Consider the following 16,731-nt stretch of genomic DNA (forward strand, 5'->3'; position numbering starts at 1 on the left):
AGTCCTTGCTACTTGGAGGTCAATGCTGTGAGTGCGCCTGTTCAAGCCCATCGCCTTAAGATGAGGCCTAACCACTCGTCCAAGCGGACGCGCGAAAAGCCGCGCGCCGCTTAACTCAAGCGTTAGGCGGCAGAGCGCAATGAAGACTTTGGTATCAACTGCTTTCTTCGCATTGCTCATGAGCGCCCCTCTTTCTGCAGCAGCAGGTAAGCCCAAGGTGGTTGCAACCGATGTTTGCAGCGTGCTGAAGGCACCAGAGACGTTCGTTAATCAAGTGATTCGCCTCCGTGGATTTGTCTACTTGGGCGAGGACCACATGAATGTGAGCTCGATAGCTTGCCCCGGCCAAGGCATCGAGCTGGTCATCAAATCAGACCAAGTGCCCAAACAAAAAGACGTGCATCACTTCTACGTTCAAATGAATCACCAAGGGCGCAAGGGTGTTGCCACCATCACCGGGCTCTTTCAAGCAGACAAGGACCCGCTAACACCGTATGTTCTGAACATCCAGCATGTAAAAGATGTGGGTTCCGCACCAAATAATCGGCACTAAGGCGGCCTAACATCTCGTTCAAGGCGGACGGCTTCGCCGCCGCTTAACTCCAGCGTTAGGCGCAACCAGGGGGCGCATTGAACAACATAGAGATCGTAAGCGACATCATGCTTGCTGTTAACTTGATCAACGCCATTGTCGTGCTGTCTATGCAGGTCGCGGCGTATCGCCGTCACCACCATCAGAGTTTTTTGCTTCTGTCGTGGTCCACGGTCTTGGCGCTCCTCGCAACCGCAACTATGGCGACTCCAATGTTCGTTCCTGCGGCCCACGCCTGGATCGGTAGCATCTTCATCACCGGTGCTTGCCTCCAATTTTTCTACGCGGTTCTAGGCATATGGGGCGTCGCATCTCTGTTCCGTTCCTATGCTGCTTTACGGCAAGGCGTCTAACATTTCGTTCAAGGCGGACGGCTTCGCCGCCGCTTAACTCAAGCGTTAGAGCACATGAAAAAAACTTCCGCCGCAAATTTGGCTTTGATTCTCGTTGTAGCTGGTTGGTTGCTGGCTTGCTACGGCGTCATGTCGCAACTTGGCGACCCGTCGCCATCAGTTCCACATGCGCAAATCGAAGCTGCTCGGCACCAGTCGCTGGCAGTATTGTTCATCGGCGTAGCGAGCATCCTCACGGCACTCTGGCTGTCCGGCTACAGTTTTTCCACCGCAAAGGTCCGTGCCAGCGCTTGCGCGGCGTTAGTCTTTCTGCCTTCGGTTGCTGTTGTCTGGAGCACGCTGTTGTAGGTGGCGGTACGCTCTAACTACTCGTTCAAGGCGGACGGCTTCGCCGCCGCTTAACTCCAGCGTTAGCACATGAAAAATATCGCGACCCTGATGATCTTCTTGGCAGCTTTTAGCCAAGCGGCGATTGCATGTTCTTTGAACTGGCCCGACCCAAAGGCCGATGCGAGAGATGCAGACAATATCGAGGTCGGTTACGTAGTTGCTGACCGCTGGCCCGACTATGAGAAACATCTCCTCTCCGGCAAGTCGGGCTTTGTCGTGCCTGACCGTCGAATAGTTCGCGTGGTCTTTACTGAGGCGCTGAAGGGTCGTCTTACCGCACCCCAAGAAATCGTAGTTCCGTGCTCCGCCCCCACGCCCGAGGCTCGTGATCGTGTCATCGTCCTGCATAGTCAGGAATATGGCTATTATCTTGTTCCTTTCTTCTCACCCGACTACGAAAAGGCTCTTCGTGCAGCGCTCTCGCAGCGCTAACAAATCGTTCAAGGCGGACGGCTACGCCGCCGCTTAACTCCAGCGTTAGGGCGCAAATGCAACTTTACTCGCACATTGTCGATCTACGAATTTCGCATCCTGCGCTTGATCCAGATGTGGTCACTCGCACGCTAGGCATGGAGCCTCAGCACGCTTGGCGAGCGGGTGATCCTCGTAAAACTCCGAAGGGCACTCTGCTCGCAGGTACTCGCACAACTGGTTATTGGGCTGCCAATCCATTCTCTTACGGTTGGCGCGACTCTACCGACGTACTAATCGAGGATGCATTGGAGGAGCTGGTCACCTTCTTGGAGCCACATCGAGACTTCCTCAGTGAGCTCAGCAAGGGTGGCAATGTGCGCATATGGGCAAGTACATCCAGCAACCGCAACTACACACTCGACCTTGCACCAAACATGCTTATCCGCATTGCTTCACTAGGCGCTACATTCATCCACGATGTGTATTAGGTCACGTAGGTTGCGCCCTAACCATTCGTTCAAGGCGGACGGCTTCGCCGCCGCTTAACTCCAGCGTTAGGCCTGCTTAAAACTATGCAGTCATTCGCAACAATCGAAGATGCAGTGCGCGTTGCCAACGAGATCATCTCTGGCAAGATGGAGCCTCATCTTGGTTGCGGCCTGATTGCGGCTGTAGGCGAAAAGAACAACTATCCAAAGCAGCTACAAATGTTTGAGCTGCTCGCTCATGAACAAGAGGGTCACGAGCACCTCGGTGTCACCAAAGCATCAACATTGCCTCACATCATCAAAGCTTGCCATGAGCTCATCGCATCGCAGGCCTAACATCTCGTTCAAGGCGGACGGCTTCGCCGCCGCTTAACTCCAGCGTTAGGCGCCTAATGAGCCTCGTCGTCATTGCACAGCCATGGTCCGAGTCAGAGCTCTCCGTCATGCTTTGCACTCTCGAGACACATCGCATTCCTGCATTTGTACAGGGCGCTGGTTTTGGCTCTCTCAAACCTGGGCCACAGATTGATTTTTACAATGCTCGTCGCATCATGGTCTCCAGCTCATTGGCCGCCGAGGCTCGTCAAGCACTGGAAGTCTTCACGCGCCAAGACGAGCCTGCTACGTTCCATCGGCCGAGCATTCTTAACGTGGTTCGCGCCATCCTTGAGCTTGTTTGTTTCGGGTGGTTTGTTCCGGGCAACCGGCGTCGCGTGGCAGCGGCGCCTAACCCGTCGTCCAAGCGGACGCGCGAAAAGCCGCGCGCCGCTTAACTCCAGCGTTAGGTGCTAATGACAAGCTCCGAGAAATTGAAGGTGATGAAGGCGCACTTCGCATCTCTTGGCATCAGTCCTATTACTGGAGCGCCACTGATTTGGCGTGTTCTGTGGTTCTTCGGGGTTCCGGTCCCGCCGCTGGTTTTCTTGCGCTTCGCTTCTGTGGCTCTAATCACGGGTGGCTTTTTCGCTGTGTTCTGGGGACTGTTCATGTGGTTTGTCTTTTGGTCCCGCGGTGGCGAATCAATGTGGGTCGTAGTCGGACTTCCGCTGCTAGTCGGAGCCATGTTCGGCTTCATCAATGCAAAGCGTTCCCGTACTATCGCCCGTACATATAAGCTTCCGCTGTGGGCCGACTACAAGGGGCCGCTACAGTCGTAGAGGCACCTAACATCTCGTTCAAGGCGGACGGCTTCGCCGCCGCTTAACTCTAGCGTTAGCCCTCAATCGTGGACTCCATGGACCCTTCAGCACGGCATCTCGCGTTTCACGGAAGCATCGTTCTGTTGTTTGGCCTGCTTTGTGGTGTTCCCTATGGGCGCGCCATCAATCGCAACGCACCCGCTCACACTATTCATTCTTGGCGCATTGCTCACGCAAGTCTTCCCATGGGCGCAATACTCATGTTCGCCGTGGCGGCGCTGCTTTCGTCATTCTCAGTCGCTTCTCAAGTTAAATGGTTCATTGCAATCACACTCATTGTCTCGGTTTACGCCTTCTGTCTCTCCTTGCCGCTTGCGGCAATAGCCGGTTATCGCGGTCTCTCTTCGCGTGGTCCGCTTGCTGCGAAACTCATCTTTTCAGGCAACGTGCTCGGCTCTATTGCTTCGCTCGCGGCTTCACTCGCGCTCGTCTATGCTGGTTACGTCTCGCTATGAGCCCAGCGCAAAGGCGGGCTAACAATTCGTTCAAGGCGGACGGCTTCGCCGCCGCTTAACTCCAGCGTTAGACGGGCTACGCATGCGCATCTCACTGTCCTTGATCGCTCTTTTGCTTTTCTTGCCGCATTCTGGCTCAGCTGTTTCGGCGGAGCCAACTCACATGGTAGGGCTGCTTACGGATCAGGGAGCTATTGATGGCTGCGCGTGGAGCGCATCTTCTAAAGCCATGGGCCACGGACTCGTCTTTCTGGCAGAGTACGATGACTCCAAGGCACTGATGAACATAGACGGCTCAGACACTGCATTCAAACTTGTATCAGTACATGGCAGCCTCAAGAAGGTCGGGGATGTTCTTGAAAAAACGTTTCGCTCTGGTGGCGTACTAGTTAAAGCTCGTTACAAAGCCACTAGGGTCTGCCCGAAAGACAGCGAGTCCTGCGAAGTAACGAATTACGCTGTCACTTTCGACGTGTCAAAGGGTGTTCAGCGGCAGGTTGTAAACGCAACCGGGGATGTCGGCTGCTAGTCCGGCCGTCTAACAATTCGTTCAAGGCGGACGGCTACGCCGCCGCTTAACTCCAGCGTTAGGCGGTTGCTTTGCTGTTGTTTCGCACGTGTGTTTCGTCCAGCTTCGCGTCGGCTTATTGTCCTCCGCTTCGGCAACATTTTTCTGCAGCAGTGCGGCAAGCCTTCAGCATTCAGAGCTGGTAGTTTTGGGGAGTCGGTTGCTCATGTTCTGTGCTCACTCTGGCCACAAGCCATCGCTCAAGCGCATCGCGTCGCACCCGTCTAACATTTCGTTCAAGGCGGACGGCTTCGCCGCCGCTTAACTCAAGCGTTAGGCAACAGGGGAATTCCATGAACACTCTTCGCATGATTTGGCTTGCGACTATCGTTCTGTGCATTGGTACTCAAGTCATCATGTTTTCACTTCAAGCTGGCGCATTGCGTCGCTATGGGCATAGGAGCTTCTGCTTACTTGGCGTTGGCAGCGCATGTGTCGCTGTCTACGCGGCGCTCGGAGCTGCCCCGTACTTTTTCACCTTCAGCGCATCAGCACTTGCCAACCTTCTAAGCATCGCGCTCGCATTTGCTTTTATAGGCGTCATATTTGGTGTGTGGGGCACTGCGTCGCTGTTTCGTCGATTTGGACAGCTTCATCGGGCATCAACTGGTGTAAGCGGCGATGTTGCCTAACCATTCGTTCAAGGCGGACGGCTTCGCCGCCGCTTAACTCCAGCGTTAGGCCTCAAATGAACAAAGACTCGGCAGCTTGGCTCGCACTCAGAATCATCGGTCTGCTTGCGCTCGGACGTGCCTTCTTGTCCTTGCTCAGCGGGGTAGTCGAAACCTTCAATGTTTGGAAGCTATACGGTGCTACCGTCGAAGCTATGGCCTCTCTAACTCAGCGGCTCATCCTTCAAGCATGGGTCGGCATAGGAATCGCTCTCATGCAGTGCATCTTCTTTGCCGTCGTCGCCTTCTACTTTCTTCGCAGAGGTCGGGCCGTCCACAAGCTTCTCATGCACGAGTCTGCGTAGTAGGGTCCGGCCTAACCAATCATTCGAGGCGGACGGCTTCGCCGCCGCTCAATTCCAGCGTTAGGCCGCAAGAAAGGAGTCTAGGCAATGCGCAACAAAATCTTTGGCGGCATCGGCATCCTATGGGGCGGCGCGCTTCTTTTCCGCTGGTTCACGTCGGGCACCTCAAATGGCGGCTCATCTGCGTATCAGGCTGGCCAGTCCGCCGCAGTTATCTTCGGCGCTCTCATGCTCGTAGCTGGGCTGTACTATTTTTTCCGCAAGCCAAGCTAGTCGTTGTTCTAACCGCAACGCACTTCCTCAACACCGCGTTGCGGCCTAACATTTCGTTCAAGGCGGACGGCTTCGCCGCCGCTTAACTCAAGCGTTAGATTTGGGGGTTCTGTGCGCACCAGTAAGCTTTACCTTACGGCAGCTCTGCTACTAAGCGCCGCAGCGCATGCGGCACGTCCATATTCTGAGATGTTTTCCCCCATGTTCAAGGCAGCGGTGGACAGTGCAATGAGCCAACCAGTTGCTGACGATCGAACCAGGCTTCTGTTGGGTGCTATGCGCGGCGGAACTGACAGCGAAGTGTTTTTCGTCTTTCCGCTACTGTTTCCCCGCAGGATCATCGACGGCGCTCAAAATGCGCATGTGTGTGTCGCAGAGATTTCGTCTTCAATGGACAACGGCAAAGAGTACTTGGCTACTGCGCCAGCCGAGCAAGAGGACTTCCCTCATGTGCATGCAAAGAAAATTCGCTCGGACACAGTCCGCTTGATCACGTGTCTCGATCAATACTATGCCAATGGCCAGTTGCGGTTTCCTTCGCCGCAATCTAACTGATCGTTCAAGGCGGACGGCTACGCCGCCGCTTAACTCCAGCGTTAGACCTTCAATGCCTCGTATCATCAAGAAACCTGGTGACATCCTGAAATTTCCGCTCTCTGCAGAGGGCCGGCATGCATATGCTCAGTGGCTACCAGACGCAACAGCTCGCGTATTTCTTGCCGCATGTACCTCTGATCTATCGCCGGAAGAGGTTCTGCAACTGCCCGTAGCGTTTCGAATCCTTGTCTTCCGCGATACGCCAAATCGTTACGCATGGTCAAAGGTAGGTCGGGCCGCGGTGCCTGCGCATTGCTCGCAACCCATGCGCTATGCAAAAAAGGACATACTGACTGGCAAGCTTAGTAGCTACTTTCAGGGTGCCGAGACTCCAGCCACCAAGGATCAGCTCAGCGGCTTAGAAACGCTCGCCGTTTGGGCGCATCCCCACATCGTTGAAAGACTCGAGGCGCAGCTTGAGGGTCGTGAATCCAAATTCCTCAAGAGTGTTAGCGTAACGGTCTAACCACTCGTTCGAGGCGGACGGCTACGCCGCCGCTCAACTCAAGCGTTAGGGCCGAAGGAAAAGTTCAATGAACGTGCTGTTCCTTTTGATGCTGGCCACTTCGGCTCAAACGGTCAGTTCAGCGACCATTGCCGGGCAATACGTAGCCGTCACGGAAACCGAATACAAGATCACTCTTACGCTCCAATCCAAAGGTCGTGCTCAGTACGAGTTCGTAACATGGGAGGCGGATGGTTCTGCACCAGAGCAACATGAGAAGCTTTCCGGCAAGTGGTCTCGCTCCGGAAATACGCTCACTGTGCAACTCTCGTCAGGCAAGTTTGCAATCTACTCAGTGGTACCGTGTCTTTCGCACCAAGAATTCGGGGAGGCTGGCTGTTCACCTGGTCTGAGTCTGGTCAACACGACCCTTGCGGATCGTTATGGCTTAAAGCGGTTCGGGCTTTGGAGCGCCGCGTCCTTAAAGATCGGCGTTCAGCCCTAACAATTCGTTCAAGGCGGACGGCTTCGCCGCCGCTTAACTCTAGCGTTAGGCAGCGAGACATGGATTCGCGCATTACAAACCAGTCTGAGTACTTGAGTAGCGTGTCACTTGTGCGGCGCGTCTGGTCACAGCCAGCTCCGCGATGGGACCATGATCACTGTGCTTTCTGTTGGGCAAAATTTGCTGGCTCGGACATTCCGGGGGCAATCCAAGAGGGCTACGCTACGCTCGACGGAGATCACTGGATCTGCGATGGCTGCTTTCAAGATTTCCGTATTTCCTTCGGTTGGAGTGTGGTGTAGTGCCTAACATCTCGTTCAAGGCGGACGGCTTCGCCGCCGCTTAACTCCAGCGTTAGACACAGGGGAATAACTTGCGTAACTTGAACAAAATGATCGTAGCTTCTGCTGCCATCTTCGCCTTCGCTGCTTCGGCCGGGGAAGTAACCGTCACGAAAGAACTTCAGGCCGCTATGAAAGATATAGCCGTCCATTCCAAGGTCGTGATGGTTGACGGCTCGGGAGCCACCCCGAACACCTTCCATGAAGACTCCGACCCCACGACTCTTCAAATTATAATGTTGGCTAAGCCCTCAGACGGAGCTGCTCAAGTTTCCAGCGATGGCGAGGTCATCTTTCTGCAAAAAGACACCTCCGAGAAGGAGCAGCAGGCCCTATTTGCCACAGCCTTCTATCTCAAAGCCAAGGCGCGTGAGGCTGCTTCGCAACCGGCAAGCGCGCACAGCTCACCGTAGGTGTCTAACATCTCGTTCAAGGCGGACGGCTTCGCCGCCGCTTAACTCCAGCGTTAGGCGGTTGCTCGTGTTGGTTCTTCGTGTCGTGTGTTTCGCCCAGCTTCGCGGCAACTTGCAGTGCTCCGCTTCGGCAACATTTTTCCGTCGCGCTGCGGCAAGTCTTCAGCCTTTAGAGCTGGTAGTTTTGGGGTAGTCGGTTGCTCATGCTCTGCGCTCATCCTGGCCACAAGCCATCGCTCAAGCGCGTCGTGTCGCACCCGTCTAACATTTCGTTCAAGGCGGACGGCTTCGCCGCCGCTTAACTCTAGCGTTAGGCCTCATGCGACCAACACACGAACAATTCAATGCATTCCTAGCTCACGAGCCCGTGGCGGGCGTGTCTTTTGAGCACAATGCGTATGTTCGGGTGGTTGGCGGCGAACATGCCGGCGACTCGGGATCTCTCATAAGTGTCGAGGAGCTGGGAGATGATCCCGTCTACTTGGTCGAGTTGGAGTCAAACCAAGATGCTCTCGTCCCGCAATCATGCTTACGCGTGGTTGAGGCCTAACAATTCGTTCAAGGCGGACGGCTGCGCCGCCGCTTAACTCTAGCGTTAGAGCCCACAGACATGCGTGTCGTCTACCCAGCAGATTTTTTCCACGACGGACGCGGTCCCACCTTAGTCGCTGTTCACTTGGCTCCGCATAGTGCACAACTCATTGCGATCGACTATCGCGGCCCTGATTCCGTCGATCGCCAAGCACCAGTGCAGCACCTTCTATTTGCTCACGCGCAGACCTTCATGTTCACGCCAGAGGAAGTGGAGAATTACGCCTCCAACGCCATCAACTGGGCCAACACAAAAAATGGAGCGCTCGTTTCACTTGGGCGGTCGCCTTGGCTTGAGTCGTTCAGCCCAATGCATCTCGGCAAATGTGAGCACTTCCGTGCGATGTTTTACGACGAGTTCTTGGATGTAATTTGCGAGGCGGTAGTTATCAGGCATGGAGCCTATGCAGGCGGGCTCTAACAATTCGTTCAAGGCGGACGGCTTCGCCGCCGCTTAACTCCAGCGTTAGGCCTTCAATGCTCATACCTTTCTGGTTCAACGTGACTAAGGGCCTCGGCTTCGGCGTCACGGCCTCTACCCAGGCGGAAGCTGAGCAGCTACTGCATCAATTTGGCTATCCGCCAAATGAAGTTCGATTCACTAATGTCGTGCAGCACGTTACTTTTGCGGAGCTCGACCAGAAGCATGTCGTTCCAAATTCTGGGCCTATGGTTGTTCGGGGTGTTTGGTATCCTCGGCACAATGTGTAGCGGGCGGCCTAACATTTCGTTCAAGGCGGACGGCTACGCCGCCGCTTAACTCCAGCGTTAGATCAAATGAAAAAACCGCTTGCTCTTCTGCTTCTTGCGTCGCCTGCCATTGCAGCCTGTGCATCATCACCAGCCCGAAACATCCCTAGTAATGAGGTCTTGGCCGCTACAAAACAGTTCACCGCCAAAGACTGTCGCCCGCATGGCACCGTTGAGGTGCGAATATCCCACTGTGAATACTTCGCAGAATTTACGGGCGGCGAGTGGAGCGTAGATGTCGTTTACATTTACGTCGACAAAGATGGCAAGCGTATTTTTCCGTTTGGCGCATCCGCCACATATGTGTTCGACCATTCTGGCAAGTTTGTCAAAATAATTGGTGGCCAGTAATCTAACTACTCGTTCAAGGCGGACGGCTTCGCCGCCGCTTAACTCCAGCGTTAGGCATATAGGAGAGTCGTTTGTACGTCGTGAGATATGAGGCTCGGCCTTTGCCCTTATCTGACAATTTTGTCAGCTATTCCGGCGCCTTGGTCAACGTGTGGGTTACCGCTTCGACTGAGCAGCAAGCCTTGGCTACTGCCGCGCAAGAGGTCCAAGAAGGCGGCTGGTGCATCGAGTCACTTGAGGCCGTATTTCCGGTCACCCGCGAAGACTACAGTACGGATGCTGCTGGCCTTGAACACTTCGAACAGGCGTTGGTCGACGATATCGTCTTGGTGTTCCACACTTGGCAAGAAGGCAAGCGGCAATGACGCGACATGCCTAACATCTCGTTCAAGGCGGACGGCTTCGCCGCCGCTTAACTCCAGCGTTAGCTCTTCATGAAAAACCTTCTAGCACTGTCGGCAATCATCCTACTGATGAGCATTCCCGTATCGGCCTGGACCTCGTCGGCAGCGCTGGACGACTCTGCAGTGCTATCGGCAATCATGCAGGACAGATGCGCCTCATCTGCAAACAATCCGGATGGAAGGTATCAAGTTGTCCCTGCCGAAGCCGATGAAATAGAAGTCCAGTCGTTTCCCAAGAGTTTTGATGCCGGTGCGGTCAAATCGTTAATCAGTCGCAATAAAACTACACACCCGCTCCCACGCATCGAGCTATGTTCATCATTCAAGCGAGTTTCCTCGGCAAAGGTAGCCACCTTCTTTGCTCCAAATAACGGTGCCGCTACCGGGTGGCGCGGCTTCTATCGCGCATTTCCTGGCGCTCAAGGTATCTCCAGCCTGAGCCTGCCGGGCTATTCCAAGGGCGGTAAGTTGGCAATCGTGCAAGTGTCGAGTTCATGCGGGGAAATGTGCAGTTCTGGCTTCTACTGGGTCTTACGGAAGGTGCATGGCAAATGGGTTGTTTACAAGAGCAGTCCTGCGTGGGTGAGCTAACATCTCGTTCAAGGCGGACGGCTACGCCGCCGCTTAACTCCAGCGTTAGGTGTAAGTATGGAAACTCAATCGCACTCACCAGCTCGGGTCGCAGTCCGCTGGCCATTTCGCGTTCTTGCTGCGCTCATCGTCGTCGCGGGACTCGTGGCGGTCGTGGGTGGAGTGCTTGCGTGGTGGTCACACAGAGCTGGTTTGCCCAAGTGGCAAATGCTGTTCGCCCTTCCAGGCGTCGCTTGGTTAATTCGCGTGGCGTGGGAGTCTGCCATCCGCGGTCGTCCGCCGGCATCCGAGTGTTGGCCGTTTGCCTCCCAAAGAATTTTTATGGTGTACGTCATCGTTTTCTTGGTGGCTTCGTACACCTAACCAGTCATTCAAGCGGACGGCTTCGCCGCCGCTTAATTCCAGCGTTAGGCCGCATGAAAGTAATTCGCTCGCTAGTGATCACATTGATCTTCGTCTTCGGAAGCGCGTACGCGCACGAAGATCGCATTCTTACGCTGCATCCGGACGGCTCAATTCCGGAGATACCGGCTTCGTTTGGCCCGGTGTTTCTAAACATCTCAGGCTTGGGTAGCGCTGTTCCTAAAGTCAGGTTCAGCGTTGGCAAGCACCAAAATAGTCTGCCATCGTGCCTGACACGCCTTATCCAAACGCGGCTGCTAAGCAACGTGTCTGTCATCGGCTCTTGGTACCACGACGAATCAGTAGTTCCGTACTATGTCAGTGTCAAATTCTATGATCCTGGCTACCTACCTACACATTCATACAACTCCAGCATTGACATGCTATTCAATCTCCACACTTCTCAACTAATCAGCATTCAACGGTTTGTCGCCAGCTCATCTGGCAGTGGGGGTCAGGATCAAGATGTAGCTTTGCCAAAGGGTTGTGCGCTTTGACGGCAAGCGGCCTAACATCTCATTCGAGGCGGACGGCTTCGCCGCCGCTCAATTCCAGCGTTAGGCCCCAAAGATGCTTTATCGAGTTCCTGCTTGGCCATTTGGAATCTCCTCGGTTCTCACGGGGCTGTTAGGCGCATATCTTTGGGTTGCAGCAGTCTCAACGGCGTCGCTGCGCTTCGCTCATTGCGGGCCGGCTGACGCCAATGCACCAGAACAATATTGTCGAGTAGCTGTAAGGGTCTTACATCAAAGTTATTGGGTAGGCTTCCTTGCCGTTGTGTTTGCGGTCTTGGCAATTGTGGTCAAGGTCAGGCGCAGAATGCCTGGCGTTGGGGCCTAACAATTCATTCGAGGCGGACGGCTTCGCCGCCGCTCAATTCCAGCGTTAGGCACCACGGGAAAGTTTATGGCTATTGATTTTTCTGCCCGCCATCCAGCTCTATCTATTGCGCATAGGGCCTTCTTCGTCGCGGCGTTAGTCAATTTCTTCGCCTTCGCTTTATTGGCCGCTCATCTTGGTGGTGATGCGTCAAGTGGAAAAGTCGAGGCCGGCCAGTATTTCTTAGGTTTCAAAGGTGGCTACACCGCGGTTTCAAAACAGGTATTCGAGTACAGTAAAGTACACGAGCTTTCTGTAGTGCTTACGCTACCAATAGCAATCCTTACGGGCTTTTTCTTCGGTCGGCCCAAGACGCCGGGTGGTGCCTAACATCTCGTTCAAGGCGGACGGCTACGCCGCCGCTTAACTCCAGCGTTAGATGCTCGGATCAATGGATGCCATGCCCGCAAACCTCCAAAAGCACTTCATCCCGGCGCTCTATGTTGTTCTGGGATTGCTTCTCGCAGCAAACATCATGTCGTTGCTCTCAGGCAACTTGCTCGCTCTGGTGTCTCTGGCCGTTCAATTCACGGTTCTTGGCGTCGTCTATTTCGGCAAGCCTTGGGCCTACATTGCCGTGAAATTATGGGCGTTCATCGTCATGCTCGCGGGGCTGGCAATGTGGCTAGCCGTCCTCTTGGACGGGCCAAAATATTTCCATTCTGTGTTCAACGCGGTGTTCAATACGCTTATGCTTTTTGCTGGCTTCTACTTCTTCAAGTTCGCCAAACCCGCGCTCCAGCAAGTTCGTGAGCGCATCTAGCTACTCGTTCAAGGCGGACGGCTACGCCGCCGCTTAACTCCAGCGTTAGGCGGTTGCTCTTGTTGGTTCTTCGTGTCGTGTGTTTCGCCCAGCTTCGCGGCAGCTTGCAGTGCTTCGCTTCGGCAACATTTTTCCGTCGCGTTGCGGCAAGTCTTCAGCCTTCAGAGCTGGTAGTTTTGGGGTAGTCGGTTGTTCAAGCAGCGTGCTCGTCGTGGGCAAGCATCATCGCCCGAGCGTGCTGCGGCGCACCCGTCTAACATCTCGTTCAAGGCGGACGGCTTCGCCGCCGCTTAACTCAAGCGTTAGGCCGCAAACTGATGCATCACGTCCTACGATCTCTCAGTATCGCTTCTATCGTCGGCGTTATCGCTGCAACTCCGATCGTCATTCTGTTCGCGACAGGTTCAAGCTTTCTGCAGTATGCCCCGCGGTTCATTGTTGTACTCATGGCGCTTGTGTGTCCGCCTTGGCAGCTGTTTTGGGTGGTAATGGGTCACCCGGACGACCTGTCGTTCGTGCTTCGCGTTTGCGGGGCGGTTCTAGTCCTAAACGCAGTACTGTATGCCCCACTGGGGGTGCTGCATGCGCTTACACCTAGGCTTCGCCCAACCATTCGGCATGCGCTTATGGGCGTAGCTTTCATATGTTTGCTTGTCTTTGGCCACCTGCTTTTCCTGCAGGAGCCGGCTGGAATCTATGCACTCTTCCAACCGCGTGCGGCCTAACATTTCGTTCAAGGCGGACGGCTTTGCCGCCGCTTAACTCTAGCGTTAGGCTCTATGACCCGCTTACTTTTGACAACTTGTATGCTCCTGTCGCTTTGTTCATGTGCTTCGTCAGGGAATAGTCTCTCCCGAGACGAATCACTTGGTTTTCCCTCGGACTCAGCCACTATCTACGTCTATCTACCAAACGGGGGGCAACTCCCCGCATTCGGCGGAGAGATCCTTTCTCTCCCTGGCTACCTGTTTTCACGCGGAGCCGTAATCTTGCACCCTGGCAAACAGGGCGTTGGCTACAACTGCCCCCAGCCAGATGGGGCCGTGATCATCGACGAGATGCCAACTATCCAATTTACGTTTAAGGCAGGTCATAGCTACGAGCTGCATTGCAAACATGGTTGGCCTGTCATTTCAGAGCGCAAGCAAGGCGCCTAACATCTCGTTCAAGGCGGACGGCTACGCCGCCGCTTAACTCCAGCGTTAGCCCTTCAACCCTGCTCATGGAGGTGTGAAATGACTCTTCCAACTGTGCTTAAACGGCCGAGCGCGTTTCTGCCATTGGCCATGTCAGTTGCAGCATTGGTCTTGGTGCTTAGCCACGTCGCCATGGTCGGTGCTGGTGCTGCCCGTCAAACCGACGAGGGCGCTACCGCGCACATCTTTCAGCTTCTCATCGCTGGGCAAGTACCACTCGTGGCATTCTTCGCAATCAAGTGGTTGCCGCGCGCTCCGCGTTTTTCGCTGCCAGTCTTGGCGCTTCAAGCAATAGCGGTCATCGCGGCGCTTGCTCCCGTGTACTTCTTCAACCTGTAGTGCAGGGCTAACAATTCGTTCAAGGCGGACGCCTCCGGCGCCGCTTAACACTAGCGTTAGGGCGCAAATGATGCGTACTCGGTTCCTCATACTTTTCTTGCTGTCGGTTTCCGCACCTCTACACGCCGGTGGGTGCACCTCAACGCAAGCAAAGGCCGCCGATAACGCTTCAGGTTCCTGGCGCTCATGGCCGTCGATCTTTGCTGCGTACCAGCGTTACGGACAATGCGACGATGGAGCCGTCGGCGAGGGCTTCTCAGACAGCATCGTCCATCTTCTCGCTTCAAATTGGGGCAAGCTCAATCAGGCTCAGCCCCTCATTGCTCGCCAGCCTGCATTCCAAGCCTTCATCATCCGGCACATCGACGCTAGCGCTGACTCCGATGAGCTACAAAACGTTCAACGATACGCGACACATAGTTGCCCGCCTTCAGCTACTGGTCTGTGCAGGCAAATTGCCGGAGCGGCCAAAAACGCAATTGCGGAAGCCGGGCGGTAGCGCCCTAACTACTCGTTCAAGGCGGACGCCTCCGGCGCCGCTTAACTCCAGCGTTAGGCTGCACATGGCAACCATCACGTTCACGGACATCCAACCTGAGCATGCCGAGGCGGTGAGCCAGGTGTTCCGCCTCATCAAGGAGGGTAAGGAGTGCGGCGAGATCAACGAAGAGATGGTCCGCAATACTCTCGGGCAGCACCTCGGTCACTTTGTAAGCGACCCAGAGGCAATTCAGAACATGCTCGAAAAGTGGAAGAGCGACAGAAGCACTCCCTTGTCTTGGGATTTCGGCTCGTGGATTGATGCCCTCGCAAGCGCTGAGCTCCTTTATCAAACTATCCGTGTACACCCCGACGGATCGGGCGAGTTGAGCTTCGAACAACTCGCGTGGCCTAGCGGTGGTATCGAGGCAACAGAAGAGCTCATCAAGATCTTCGGCGGTCGGGTCGCGTCGAACAGCGCAGCCTAACTACTCGTTCAAGGCGGACGGCTTCGCCGCCGCTTAACTCAAGCGTTAGGCCCCAACATGGACGATCAAGACACAACCAGTGCACCCAAGAGTTCGGCTATAGCTAGCCTAGCGATTGCACTACTCATTTCTGCATCTCTTCTCTTTGCTTGGGAGCGCACAAGCAAGACCCCGCTTCTTGTTGCGAGTCTCGGGTTCCTGATTGTTTCACCGCTCTGGTACTTGGCACCGATTAACTTCCGCAAACTCCTTGGCCCAATCAACAGCCGGATCACATATCGTCGCAAGTTCACGCCGGCTCAAGGGCTGCTTTCCTTAGTTGGCTATGCCATTATTTTTGCGGCCGTCCTGACGTGGCTCTTTCAGCTATTTCCGGCCTAACAACTCGTTCAAGGCGGACGCGCGTACCGCGCGCCGCTTAACTCCAGCGTTAGGCCCACGAAATGGCTGTTGCCAAGGAATCGATATCCATCGCGCTGAGTCTCGTCGCCGCTGGCTTCGGCCCCCTTGTTGGTGGCACCTTGTTCTACGCCATCCGAGGCAAATTTGGCGACATTCCTATGGGATTGACGATCTCTTTGGTCGTTTATCCAGTCGCTCTCATATTCGCTTGCATCTTCGGTCTACCACTGTTCTTGTTGGCGCGCCGCTTTAAACTCGTTCGGTGGTGGTTCGCTACTGCATCTGGCTTACTTGTAGGGTGTGCTGTGCAGTTTCTGGTGCTCAACGGGACGCATCACCTCGAAAATCTTCTTCTATACGCCATAGAGGGCATGTCGTCTGCACTTCTGTTTTTCGCAGTTTGGAGGTCGCGGGCACATGCCTAACCACTCGTTCAAGGCGGACGGCTGCGCCGCCGCTTAACTCAAGCGTTAGGCATGTGAGAAACAGCATGAAACCACTGGTCGCAGCTCTGATCGCGCTGTCTATCCTGGCGCCTCTTACCATCCGCGCCGCGGACCTGAAAGAGAGCGACACAACATCGAAATGGTCCTACCCCTACAGTGCACCCGCGGACAAAGAAAAGCGCCTAAGAGAAGGGGTTGAGACACTGCGCAAAGGGCAACGTGGTACGCCCGCTTCGAAGTTCATAGAGATCTTGGGTCCGCCTGATCAGGTAACCGATATGAGCAAAAGCTTTGAGGGCCTGTCCATGGACGAAGACAGCATGCTCATGCAGTACCGCCAATACCTATCTCGTCGGCTGGTCTGGTACATAAAAAAGAAGAACGCTAAGAGCCCCAACCTTGATGACGTTTGGTTTGCCGCTTACGTCGGCAAAGACTCCGATGGGGTCCTCAAGGTCATGAGGAACAAGTTCAAGTGAAACACCTGCCTAACAATGTGTTGCATGCGGCACCGATAGTTCCTTCGCTTTAGTGGACACCCTGAACTACCACTTCAGGAGTCCACAAGATGCCCAAGCCAGGCCCGCGAACCACCTATCGTTACACCCATGATTTCAAGGCGACGGCTGTTCGTTTGAGC

The 16,731-nt window shown here is 54.8% G+C and carries 23 protein-coding genes; all 23 read left to right on the forward strand.

Going from position 1 to position 16,731, the window contains the following annotated elements:
* The first annotated feature begins 139 nt into the window (after positions 1 to 139).
* The 23 genes from B0E48_RS16705 to B0E48_RS16815 all read left to right on the forward strand — a co-directional run bounded on the left by B0E48_RS16705 (position 140) and on the right by B0E48_RS16815 (position 16,570).
* On the forward strand, positions 140 to 553 hold the full coding sequence (locus tag B0E48_RS16705; protein ID WP_139350330.1) for a hypothetical protein: 414 nt from the start codon (positions 140 to 142) through the stop codon (positions 551 to 553).
* Positions 554 to 630: 77 nt separating this feature from the next.
* Positions 631 to 945 (forward strand): hypothetical protein, encoded by a 315-nt coding sequence (locus tag B0E48_RS16710; protein WP_077519298.1) that lies wholly within the window; start codon positions 631 to 633, stop codon positions 943 to 945.
* 54 nt (positions 946 to 999) lie between these two features.
* A complete protein-coding gene (locus B0E48_RS17650) occupies positions 1,000 to 1,293 on the forward strand; it encodes a hypothetical protein (RefSeq protein WP_139350331.1) in 294 nt (97 codons plus the stop codon).
* A 69-nt stretch (positions 1,294 to 1,362) separates the two neighbouring features.
* Positions 1,363 to 1,767, forward strand: coding sequence for a hypothetical protein (locus B0E48_RS16715; protein ID WP_139350332.1), 405 nt, complete (start codon positions 1,363 to 1,365; stop codon positions 1,765 to 1,767).
* A gap of 554 nt (positions 1,768 to 2,321) precedes the next feature.
* Entirely contained in the window at positions 2,322 to 2,573 is a 252-nt protein-coding gene (locus tag B0E48_RS16725) for a hypothetical protein (RefSeq protein WP_139350333.1), read from the forward strand.
* 898 nt (positions 2,574 to 3,471) lie between these two features.
* Positions 3,472 to 3,891: a hypothetical protein gene (locus B0E48_RS17655; RefSeq protein ID WP_139350334.1), complete on the forward strand. Its 420-nt coding sequence runs from the start codon at positions 3,472 to 3,474 to the stop codon at positions 3,889 to 3,891.
* Between the two features lie 82 nt (positions 3,892 to 3,973).
* On the forward strand, positions 3,974 to 4,420 hold the full coding sequence (locus tag B0E48_RS16735) for a hypothetical protein (protein ID WP_139350335.1): 447 nt from the start codon (positions 3,974 to 3,976) through the stop codon (positions 4,418 to 4,420).
* Positions 4,421 to 4,752: 332 nt separating this feature from the next.
* On the forward strand, positions 4,753 to 5,091 hold the full coding sequence (locus B0E48_RS17660) for a hypothetical protein (protein ID WP_139350336.1): 339 nt from the start codon (positions 4,753 to 4,755) through the stop codon (positions 5,089 to 5,091).
* 431 nt (positions 5,092 to 5,522) lie between these two features.
* Positions 5,523 to 5,708, forward strand: a complete 186-nt coding sequence (locus tag B0E48_RS16745) for a hypothetical protein (RefSeq protein ID WP_077519305.1) — start codon at positions 5,523 to 5,525, stop codon at positions 5,706 to 5,708.
* Positions 5,709 to 5,909: 201 nt separating this feature from the next.
* Complete coding sequence (locus B0E48_RS16750) at positions 5,910 to 6,263, forward strand: hypothetical protein (RefSeq protein ID WP_139350337.1); 354 nt, start codon at positions 5,910 to 5,912, stop codon at positions 6,261 to 6,263.
* Between the two features lie 52 nt (positions 6,264 to 6,315).
* Positions 6,316 to 6,771, forward strand: a complete 456-nt coding sequence (locus B0E48_RS17665) for a hypothetical protein (RefSeq protein WP_139350338.1) — start codon at positions 6,316 to 6,318, stop codon at positions 6,769 to 6,771.
* A 67-nt stretch (positions 6,772 to 6,838) separates the two neighbouring features.
* The gene (locus tag B0E48_RS16760) at positions 6,839 to 7,255 is read left to right on the forward strand and encodes a lipocalin family protein (RefSeq protein WP_077519308.1); all 417 of its coding nucleotides are present in this window, start codon (positions 6,839 to 6,841) and stop codon (positions 7,253 to 7,255) included.
* A gap of 373 nt (positions 7,256 to 7,628) precedes the next feature.
* Positions 7,629 to 8,009, forward strand: a complete 381-nt coding sequence (locus B0E48_RS16765; protein ID WP_139350339.1) for a hypothetical protein — start codon at positions 7,629 to 7,631, stop codon at positions 8,007 to 8,009.
* A 610-nt stretch (positions 8,010 to 8,619) separates the two neighbouring features.
* Positions 8,620 to 9,021 (forward strand): hypothetical protein, encoded by a 402-nt coding sequence (locus B0E48_RS16770; RefSeq protein WP_139350340.1) that lies wholly within the window; start codon positions 8,620 to 8,622, stop codon positions 9,019 to 9,021.
* A gap of 356 nt (positions 9,022 to 9,377) precedes the next feature.
* Entirely contained in the window at positions 9,378 to 9,701 is a 324-nt protein-coding gene (locus B0E48_RS16775) for a hypothetical protein (protein WP_139350341.1), read from the forward strand.
* Positions 9,702 to 9,802: 101 nt separating this feature from the next.
* The gene (locus B0E48_RS16780; RefSeq protein WP_077519312.1) at positions 9,803 to 10,066 is read left to right on the forward strand and encodes a hypothetical protein; all 264 of its coding nucleotides are present in this window, start codon (positions 9,803 to 9,805) and stop codon (positions 10,064 to 10,066) included.
* A 69-nt stretch (positions 10,067 to 10,135) separates the two neighbouring features.
* Complete coding sequence (locus tag B0E48_RS17670) at positions 10,136 to 10,696, forward strand: hypothetical protein (protein ID WP_139350342.1); 561 nt, start codon at positions 10,136 to 10,138, stop codon at positions 10,694 to 10,696.
* Positions 10,697 to 12,004: 1,308 nt separating this feature from the next.
* Complete coding sequence (locus tag B0E48_RS17675) at positions 12,005 to 12,307, forward strand: hypothetical protein (RefSeq protein ID WP_139350343.1); 303 nt, start codon at positions 12,005 to 12,007, stop codon at positions 12,305 to 12,307.
* Positions 12,308 to 12,377: 70 nt separating this feature from the next.
* The gene (locus B0E48_RS16785) at positions 12,378 to 12,740 is read left to right on the forward strand and encodes a hypothetical protein (protein ID WP_077519313.1); all 363 of its coding nucleotides are present in this window, start codon (positions 12,378 to 12,380) and stop codon (positions 12,738 to 12,740) included.
* A gap of 1,235 nt (positions 12,741 to 13,975) precedes the next feature.
* Positions 13,976 to 14,275: a hypothetical protein gene (locus tag B0E48_RS16795; RefSeq protein ID WP_077519315.1), complete on the forward strand. Its 300-nt coding sequence runs from the start codon at positions 13,976 to 13,978 to the stop codon at positions 14,273 to 14,275.
* A gap of 563 nt (positions 14,276 to 14,838) precedes the next feature.
* Positions 14,839 to 15,243, forward strand: coding sequence for a hypothetical protein (locus B0E48_RS16800; protein ID WP_139350344.1), 405 nt, complete (start codon positions 14,839 to 14,841; stop codon positions 15,241 to 15,243).
* 57 nt (positions 15,244 to 15,300) lie between these two features.
* Entirely contained in the window at positions 15,301 to 15,624 is a 324-nt protein-coding gene (locus tag B0E48_RS16805) for a hypothetical protein (protein ID WP_077519317.1), read from the forward strand.
* A 511-nt stretch (positions 15,625 to 16,135) separates the two neighbouring features.
* Positions 16,136 to 16,570, forward strand: coding sequence for a hypothetical protein (locus B0E48_RS16815; protein ID WP_077519319.1), 435 nt, complete (start codon positions 16,136 to 16,138; stop codon positions 16,568 to 16,570).
* The last annotated feature ends 161 nt before the right edge of the window (positions 16,571 to 16,731 follow it).

Source organism: Rhodanobacter sp. C03 (assembly GCF_002001175.1).
GTDB lineage: Bacteria > Pseudomonadota > Gammaproteobacteria > Xanthomonadales > Rhodanobacteraceae > Rhodanobacter.

Bases quoted from the DNA above. Each gene is read 5' to 3' on its own strand.
- B0E48_RS16795 (WP_077519315.1), top strand. From the start codon at position 13,976: ATGACTCTTCCAACTGTGCTTAAACGGCCGAGCGCGTTTCTGCCATTG.
- B0E48_RS16715 (WP_139350332.1), top strand. From the start codon at position 1,363: ATGAAAAATATCGCGACCCTGATGATCTTCTTGGCAGCTTTTAGCCAA.
- B0E48_RS16785 (WP_077519313.1), top strand. From the start codon at position 12,378: ATGCCCGCAAACCTCCAAAAGCACTTCATCCCGGCGCTCTATGTTGTT.
- B0E48_RS17665 (WP_139350338.1), top strand. From the start codon at position 6,316: ATGCCTCGTATCATCAAGAAACCTGGTGACATCCTGAAATTTCCGCTC.
- B0E48_RS16735 (WP_139350335.1), top strand. From the start codon at position 3,974: ATGCGCATCTCACTGTCCTTGATCGCTCTTTTGCTTTTCTTGCCGCAT.
- B0E48_RS16745 (WP_077519305.1), top strand. From the start codon at position 5,523: ATGCGCAACAAAATCTTTGGCGGCATCGGCATCCTATGGGGCGGCGCG.
- B0E48_RS17670 (WP_139350342.1), top strand. From the start codon at position 10,136: ATGAAAAACCTTCTAGCACTGTCGGCAATCATCCTACTGATGAGCATT.
- B0E48_RS17655 (WP_139350334.1), top strand. From the start codon at position 3,472: ATGGACCCTTCAGCACGGCATCTCGCGTTTCACGGAAGCATCGTTCTG.
- B0E48_RS16750 (WP_139350337.1), top strand. From the start codon at position 5,910: ATGTTCAAGGCAGCGGTGGACAGTGCAATGAGCCAACCAGTTGCTGAC.
- B0E48_RS16770 (WP_139350340.1), top strand. From the start codon at position 8,620: ATGCGTGTCGTCTACCCAGCAGATTTTTTCCACGACGGACGCGGTCCC.
- B0E48_RS16805 (WP_077519317.1), top strand. From the start codon at position 15,301: ATGGACGATCAAGACACAACCAGTGCACCCAAGAGTTCGGCTATAGCT.
- B0E48_RS16800 (WP_139350344.1), top strand. From the start codon at position 14,839: ATGGCAACCATCACGTTCACGGACATCCAACCTGAGCATGCCGAGGCG.
- B0E48_RS16815 (WP_077519319.1), top strand. From the start codon at position 16,136: ATGAAACCACTGGTCGCAGCTCTGATCGCGCTGTCTATCCTGGCGCCT.
- B0E48_RS17660 (WP_139350336.1), top strand. From the start codon at position 4,753: ATGAACACTCTTCGCATGATTTGGCTTGCGACTATCGTTCTGTGCATT.
- B0E48_RS17675 (WP_139350343.1), top strand. From the start codon at position 12,005: ATGGCTATTGATTTTTCTGCCCGCCATCCAGCTCTATCTATTGCGCAT.
- B0E48_RS16760 (WP_077519308.1), top strand. From the start codon at position 6,839: ATGAACGTGCTGTTCCTTTTGATGCTGGCCACTTCGGCTCAAACGGTC.
- B0E48_RS16725 (WP_139350333.1), top strand. From the start codon at position 2,322: ATGCAGTCATTCGCAACAATCGAAGATGCAGTGCGCGTTGCCAACGAG.
- B0E48_RS17650 (WP_139350331.1), top strand. From the start codon at position 1,000: ATGAAAAAAACTTCCGCCGCAAATTTGGCTTTGATTCTCGTTGTAGCT.
- B0E48_RS16705 (WP_139350330.1), top strand. From the start codon at position 140: ATGAAGACTTTGGTATCAACTGCTTTCTTCGCATTGCTCATGAGCGCC.
- B0E48_RS16775 (WP_139350341.1), top strand. From the start codon at position 9,378: ATGAAAAAACCGCTTGCTCTTCTGCTTCTTGCGTCGCCTGCCATTGCA.